The organism is Moorena sp., assembly GCF_982860115.1.
Map to the genome: position 1 here is coordinate 1 of NZ_CEYLVT010000311.1, position 7,036 is coordinate 7,036.

General features: G+C 46.1%; 6 protein-coding genes. 4 read left to right on the forward strand and 2 right to left on the reverse strand.

The window, feature by feature from the left end; translation table 11 throughout:
- Positions 1–53: 53 nt before the first annotated feature.
- On the reverse strand, positions 54–923 hold the full coding sequence (locus AC4II3_RS30045) for a class I SAM-dependent methyltransferase (protein ID WP_488015619.1): 870 nt from the start codon (positions 921–923) through the stop codon (positions 54–56).
- Between the two features lie 361 nt (positions 924–1,284).
- Between AC4II3_RS30045 and AC4II3_RS30050 the strand changes: the two genes are divergently transcribed.
- From AC4II3_RS30050 to AC4II3_RS30065, 4 genes are all read left to right on the forward strand, one after another.
- A complete protein-coding gene (locus AC4II3_RS30050) occupies positions 1,285–2,520 on the forward strand; it encodes an LL-diaminopimelate aminotransferase (RefSeq protein WP_488015617.1) in 1,236 nt (411 codons plus the stop codon).
- A gap of 249 nt (positions 2,521–2,769) precedes the next feature.
- Positions 2,770–3,126: a Spx/MgsR family RNA polymerase-binding regulatory protein gene (locus tag AC4II3_RS30055; RefSeq protein WP_488015615.1), complete on the forward strand. Its 357-nt coding sequence runs from the start codon at positions 2,770–2,772 to the stop codon at positions 3,124–3,126.
- Positions 3,127–3,180: 54 nt separating this feature from the next.
- Positions 3,181–4,722, forward strand: a complete 1,542-nt coding sequence (locus AC4II3_RS30060; RefSeq protein ID WP_488015614.1) for a phytoene desaturase family protein — start codon at positions 3,181–3,183, stop codon at positions 4,720–4,722.
- 165 nt (positions 4,723–4,887) lie between these two features.
- Entirely contained in the window at positions 4,888–5,049 is a 162-nt protein-coding gene (locus tag AC4II3_RS30065; protein ID WP_488015612.1) for a hypothetical protein, read from the forward strand.
- Here AC4II3_RS30065 and AC4II3_RS30070 read toward each other — a convergent pair.
- Positions 5,032–7,036: CHAT domain-containing protein (locus AC4II3_RS30070; RefSeq protein ID WP_488015610.1), on the reverse strand; the 2,005-nt coding region annotated here is incomplete at its 5' end. The genes AC4II3_RS30065 and AC4II3_RS30070 overlap by 18 nt on opposite strands.

Consider the following 7,036-nt stretch of genomic DNA (forward strand, 5'->3'; position numbering starts at 1 on the left):
CCGATTCCCGATTCCCGATTCCCGATTCCCGATTCCCGATTCCCGATTCCCTTTCAATTTAACTTATAGCGAGCAGTCCACTGTATTTTCCTTAAAAATGGAATATCTTTCAAAACTCTCAGCAAACCAAGTTTCTTTTCTGGTTCATCAAGATAAAACCAATCATCAAGGAATTTAATACCTGGATTCCAACCCTCCAAGTCTTTACTGTCTTTAATTCCAAACTTGAAAGTGGCATATTTTCCCAAATTCAAATCCTGTTGTAATTTTTTGTTGATGATTGCTTGCAGAGGCGGCTTTAACCAAGCGGCCTTGACAAATTCAGTAATAAGTTCACAGCCAGGAAACGTTGATTGCAGTTTCAATACTAATGATTTTACTTCCTCTTCTTCAAGGTACATAAACACCCCTTCTGCCAGAAATAACACTGAATCAGCATTCAACTCTCTGATTAGTTCCATCCATTCATAATTAAAGACCGAAGACGGAATAAAGCGATAGCGGTCAGTTTCTGGCAACAGTTTCCGTTTAACTGCTATCACCTCTGGTAAATCAAGGTCATAGAAGATAACTTTACCGTTATCGATCCGGTGGAAACGAGTATCCAAACCACAACCAATATTAACCACAATTCCGTTATGCGATCGCTCCAGGAAATTTCTGGCATAATCATCATAGCGTTTGGCGCGCATAGCAACATGAACCACCAATTTTTTTTCTACCTTGCCCTTAGCTAAGCTTTGATAAAGCTTGTTATCTGACTCGGACAATTCAGGAGTTAATTTATCCGTAATTTCAACAGCTAATGGATCATCTAAAATTGGGTCTTTTGACTGGTTTTCTAGGGCATGGCAATACAAGGTCAGTAGGGATGTTGCTGCTACATCACCGATTTTAGTGTTGAGTAATTTTTGAATTTCCATATAAGTTATCAGCTATCAGTTATCAGTTATCAGCTATCAGCTATCAGCTATCAGCTATCAGTCAACGGCTGACAGCTGACATCTGTTCGCCTAGCACATATGCTTACAAAAAACTTGTATAGCACTACCCATTCAAATTAAGATATTTGTAAACTCCGAAACGTGAGTCTAGTTTACTTCTGACTTCTGACTTCTGACTTCTGACTTGCGCGTAGCGCTATACTATCATGTCGGAATAATTACCCTTAATAAAAATCTCCCCATCTCCCCACACTTCCCACACTTCCCACACTTTCCTTAATTATAGGTATTCAACCAGACTTGATATAAGCTATTTTGAGGGCGTTTATACCAATCTACTATGGCAAGCATTAACGACAACTACCTCAAACTCAAAGCTGGCTACCTATTTCCCGAAATTGCGCGACGGGTCAATACTTTCGCAGAAGCCAATCCCGATGCTAAGCTAATCAAGCTGGGGATTGGTGATGTTACCGAACCACTACCAGCCGCCTGCCGCACCGCCATAATCAAAGCTGTTGAAGAAATGGGCGATCGCGCCACCTTCAAAGGTTATGGTCCAGAGCAAGGCTACCCTTGGTTAAGGGAAAAAATTGCTACCCACGATTTCCAAAGCCGGGGGTGTGACATTGAAGCTGGGGAAATTTTCATCTCCGATGGCTCCAAGTGCGACACTGGCAACATTCTCGACATCTTTGGGAACGATAACAAGATTGCCGTTACTGACCCAGTTTATCCTGTCTATGTAGACACCAACGTCATGGCTGGTCATACCGGGGATGCTAATGATGCTGGTAAGTATGAGGGTTTGGTTTATCTACCGATTACCGCCGAGAACAACTTCACCGCTGAGATTCCCTCCGAGAAGGTTGATTTAATTTACCTGTGCTTCCCCAATAACCCTACCGGAGCAACCGCTAGCAAAGACTACCTCAAAACCTGGGTAGACTATGCCAAAGCTAATGGCTCGGTCATTTTCTTTGATGCAGCCTACGAAGCCTTTATCACTGACCCAGACCTACCCCACTCCATCTACGAAATTGAGGGAGCAAGGGATTGTGCCATTGAATTCCGCTCTTTTTCCAAAAATGCAGGCTTTACCGGCACCCGCTGTGCATTAACAGTAGTACCGAAGACCCTAACAGCCAAAGCATCCGATGGTTCAGATGTAGAACTGTGGAAACTTTGGAACCGCCGCCATTGTACTAAGTTTAATGGGGTTTCCTATATTGTACAACGAGGCGCTGAAGCCGTTTATTCTGAAGAAGGCCAAGGGCAAGTTAAAGCACTAGTTGACTTCTATTTGGAAAACGCCAAAATTATTTGCGATCAACTAACAGCGGCTGGCTTAACAGTATATGGTGGCGTAAATGCCCCTTACGTTTGGGTCAAAACACCTAATGGTCTATCCAGTTGGGACTTCTTTGATAAATTACTCAACACTGCCAATGTAGTCGGAACCCCTGGTTCTGGATTTGGTGCTGCAGGAGAAGGCTATTTCCGCATTTCCGCATTTAATAGTCGGGAAAATGTAGACGAAGCGATGCAGCGGATTACCGATAAATTCAAAGTTTAGTTTTAGGATAGAGGTCAGCATTCAGCTATCAGCATTCAGCTATCAGCATTCAGCCATCAGCATTCAGCCATCAGCATTCAGCCATCAGTTTATGCGCTACGCGCACGCTACCCGAACAGCTTTTGAAGAAAATAAGCTGACCGCTGACTACTGACTACTGACTACTGACTACTGACTACTGACTACTGACTACTGACGGCTGACGGCTGACGGCTGATCACTGAATGCTAATAAATCAGGATAAACATTATGTCAATTAAAGTCTACGGTATACCCAACTGCGGCACCTGCAAAAAAGCATTTAAATGGCTCCAAGATAACAGTGTTGAGTATGATTTTATTAACACAAAAGAGCATCCACCAACTGCTGATATGATTAGCAGCTGGGTAGAAGCTTTGGGCTCTAAACCCATGCGTAATACCTCTGGGAAATCCTATCGTGAAATAGGTGAAGAAAAAAAGACTTGGACCGAAGAGCAGTGGGTTGAAGCCTTTGCCAAAGATGCGATGCTCCTGAAACGACCCCTATTTGTGAAGGATGGCACAGCGGTATTGGTAGGGTTTAGAGCAAATGAAGAGACGATACGAGAAAAATTGGTAATATAGTATTTTTGTCGTAATTATCAATAGAATAAACCAAACTATCGAGCCCAAAGTTCAATGAGTAAAGAAACAGATATAGTTGTAATTGGCAGTGGGATTGGTGGTTTATGCTGCGCCTCTCTTCTAGCTCGCTACGGTTTTAACGTCACAGTCTGCGAGAGCCACTCAATCCCTGGTGGTGCTGCTCACGCTTTTGAGCGCAATGGATTCAAATTTGACTCCGGTCCGTCTCTTTACTCAGGTTTGTCTTATAGCCCTTCTTCCAATCCTCTGCGACAACTGCTAGATGCCATCGGTGAGGATTTATCTTGGGAAACCTACAATACATGGGGTTGCCGTTTGCCTGAAGGTGACTTTGACACATCCGTTGGTGCGGATCAGTTTTGTGAGGTTCTAGCCAGGCTTCGTGGTAATGATGCTGTAACCGAATGGCGTGAGCTTCAGCGGGTGATGGAACCCCTAGCTAAGGCTGCGATCGCAATTCCCCTGACTGCCATCCGTTTTGATCTCGGCGCAATAGTCACCCTCAGCCGATTTGCCCCCTCTTTCCTACGATATGCTGGGGATTCTATCAAGCTCAGAGGACCCTTTAGCCAGATTATGGACGGTGTTCTCAAAGACAACTTTAGCCGTAATTGGCTCGATTTGCTTTGTTTTCTATTATCCGGACTACCAGCAGATGGAACCATTGCGGCAGAGATGGCCTTTATGTTTGCGGAATGGTATCGACCAGGGGTAGTGCTAGATTATCCCATTGGTGGTAGTGGTGCCCTAGTTGATGCCCTGGTGCGGGGATTAGAAAAACATGGCGGTCAGCTGATAGTTAATGCTCATGTTGAGGAAGTGATAGTCGAGCACAACCGTGCCGTAGGTGTGCGTCTGCGGGGCAGCAAAGAAATCCGAGCCCGTAAAGCAGTAGTCTCTAATATCTCAGTATGGGATACCCTCAAACTACTGCCAGATTCAGCAATACCAAAATCCTATCGAGCCAAGAGAAACGCTACTCCTGAGTGTGACAGCTTCATGCATCTCCACTTAGGCATTGATGCTCAAGGACTAGAAAAAGACCTAGCCTGCCACTACATTATCGTTAATGACTGGGAAAAAGGTGTTACCGCTCCCCAGAATATAGTAGTGCTATCGATTCCATCCCTTCTAGACCCATCCCTAGCACCACCAGGAAAACACGTGATTCATGTTTATACTCCAGGTAACGAACCCTATGAACTCTGGCAAGGCATGAGTCGTAACAGTGAAGCCTATGCACAACAAAAGCAGGTGCGTGCAGAAATCATGTGGAAAGGATTGGAGCGCATCATTCCAGACATTCGTTCCCGTTGTGAAGTCACTCTAGTCGGTACACCGCTCACCCACGAACGCTTTCTGCGCCGCCACCGAGGTTCCTACGGTCCAGCGATTCGAGCAGGAGTTGGCATCTTTCCTGGTCCTGGCACACCCCTACCTGGACTAATGTGCTGTGGAGACTCAACCTTTCCCGGTATTGGTTTACCAGCCGTTGCCGCCAGCGGGATGATTACTGCCAATACCCTTGTACCGGTTTCAAAGCATTTGGAAATGCTGAAAACGATTGGGTTATGACTCCCATTTGGAACTCTCAAGTTTGACCCTAGGGATTATAGGGAACAGCGGATCTGGGAACAGGGAACAGGGGGAAGAGTGTGGGGAGAGGGGGTAGTGTGGGGAGAGAGGGGAGAGGGAAGAAGTAGTTGGCGAGAATTTGGTATCTTTAAATACATTGTCTTGATGCAGCCGCTCATAGTGGAAACCACACCACTTGCTCCCCACCCTCCCCACACCTCCCACACCTCCCTCTCGATTCCCGATTCCCGATTCCCGATTCCCGATTCCCGACTCCCGACTCCCTACTCCCTACTCCCGACTCCCTGTTTAAGGATCACCAACTAGCAAGAAAGCAGCCCAAAAATAGGGATGGCTAAAGCTTTGTTTTCCAAATCCTGACAATTCTGAAGATAAAGCAATTTTATTGCCAGAGATAAATAAGTGATCATTCTCGATCCGGACATTGCCTCGAATCATTGCCAACTGTGCCTGTCGCAAGGCTTCAGTTTTACTCGGTGTCTTTTTCAACTGACGGTAAAACTCTGTAGTCAGCCCCAGAGCCCCTTGGTCACTGACAGACCAAAGGGTTGCTAGAGTGGAGTCAACCCCTGCCTGAAACGCTGATCCAGCAAAACCTAGCTCTGCTTCCCGATTGCCCAAAGCGGTTTGGCAAGCGCTGAGTACCAACAACTCTACCGATGGCTCAGAAAACAGATTTTCCACTTCATCGAGCCGCAGTTTTCTGTCCCACATTTGAATGTAAGAATTCTCAGGAGCTCCTCGATTAAACTGAGCATGGGTAGCTAAGTGAATGATGCCAAATTTACGTCTTTTTCGTTGAGCTTTTAAATTTTCCAGAGTGAAGCTTTCGTTTAGAAAATAGTCACCTTTCCACAGTTTTTTGTCGATAATTGTTTCTAACTCGACTTTTACCCAAGGCAAATCCTCTTTATCAGAAAATTGGGAGGCTCCCATCGCCAGCAGTCGCAAGGATTGAACATTGGTGAACCGAGAATAGGTCAAACTAAGGCTAGGCACCAGGCTGACACTATAATTTTCCACTAGATAGTTCTTTTGATCGTGCAGAGCAGCCAGAGGTAGGGAGCGCAATCCCTGATCCATAGCAAATATCAGGCTTTCAATATTATTAGCTTTTAACTCAGCCTCTAACGGTCCTATCAGCCATTGGTAAAGTTGCTGAGCTGCTTTGAGATGATCCTTATCATCCAAGCTTCCCGGATCTATCAGTGTTCGATGAAAAGTCGTGGTTACATCTAAGACTTCAGCACGATTTGCGTTATAGACTCGCCGCAGAACTGGATTACCCTCTGCTGTGATCAGCAACAGTTCTAGCTGGTCATCGCTTGTTTGTAAGCACTTTTCCGCTTCTGAAGGTAGATCAGAGGGTCGGTAACCAAATCGTCGGTCAAGTTGCCCTGCTGGAATTGCCGGAGTTTGGCATCGCGTTCCTGGCAATGTAACGGAGTTTTGGACAAAACTGACATAAATAACCCCAGTCTTGAGACCAGTCTCGCGCTCAAGCTCACGAGTGCGATCGCGCACATCATTCTGAGTATAAATTTTGGTCTTGAGCGGTCGCGAAAAGTATGCCTGATATTCTTCTGTGAAGGCTTTTTCTATGCCATAGACTAGGTCACTTTTAACGGTCGCCTCTAGTGTGATTGGTTGCTCTACCAATGGTGGAACCTCTGGCGGTGTTATTGATGAGTTATCCGGTGTGGGGATTTTTGAGTCTACCTGTTGTGAAACTGTTAAATCATCCGGTAGTAAAACCGTTACATCATCTGGCGGTAGGACTGTTACATCATCTGGCGGTAGGACTGTTACATCATCTGGCGGTAGGACTGTTACATCATCTGGCGGTGTACCGGTATCAGTGTCACCATCGGTTACTATACCGGTACCAGTGTCACCATCGGTTACTGTACCGCTACCAGTGTCACCATCGGTTACTGTACCGCTACCAGTGTCACCATCGGTTACTGTACCGCTACCAGTGTCACCATCAGTTACTGTACCGCTACCAGTGCCACCATCTGTACCTGTACCGCTACCAGTGTCACCATCAGTTACTGTACCGCTACCAGTGTCACCATCAGTTACTGCACCGGTATCGGTGCCACCATCAGTTACTGCACCGGTATCGGTGCCACCATCAGTTACTGTACCGCTACCAGTGTCACCATCAGTTACTGTACCGCTACCAGTGTCACCATCAGTTACTGCACCGGTATCGGTGCCACCATCTGTACCTGCACCGGTATCGGTGCCACCATCGGTTCCTGTACCGGTATCGGTGCCACCATCGGTT